The organism is Wolbachia endosymbiont of Tuta absoluta (assembly GCF_059414725.1).
The window spans coordinates 1-558 of sequence record NZ_JBNRJY010000785.1 but is presented as its reverse complement, the minus strand read 5'-3'; the positions used below and the strand labels follow the sequence as shown (position 1 = coordinate 558).

Here is a 558-nt window from a genome sequence, read left to right as displayed (position 1 = left end):
GTGTAATTTTACTAGTGACCGATAGCAAAATAATCAATACGTGCTGGTGATAAGGAATAACATTCCCAAAAGGACATAGGTTGAAATATGACAGAAACAATCTTAGTTTCTATAGTAAATCAAATCAGCTGATCGATCTCTTACGGGGTAAGCGGAACGGCAACTCCGGCATTCAAAATAATCAAACCAAATCATTTATTTCTAAGTAGGAATTCACAAGATTCTATTTTAAAAAGTCAAATAATTACTTACATATAATTAAAAAAAGTAAACTTACAGTAATGTAACAAACAAAAACATGTAAAAATTTATAATCATGTAAAATTTTTGAAAATTTGCAAAAATTTTTCGAACGCGGGCAGAATATTAAACCTATGCCAAATTCATGGTTGAATATGATCTATCTATCTATCTACCTCATACATTGTGTTTCAGCAACAGTTGCTACTGACCAGACGAGTTTTATCTTTATAAAATTGATATAATTAAAGCAATTACACCTCCAAGTTTATTTGGAATAGATCGGAGAATAGCATAAGCGAATAAAAAATATCATTC

The 558-nt window shown here is 29.7% G+C and carries 1 pseudogene; it reads right to left on the bottom strand.

Annotated features, from left to right (window positions below):
• Nucleotides 1-468 precede the first annotated feature (468 nt).
• Nucleotides 469-540 (bottom strand): annotated as a pseudogene (locus ACJ5GX_RS08060) (hypothetical protein); the annotation flags it as partial.
• Nucleotides 541-558 lie beyond the last annotated feature (18 nt).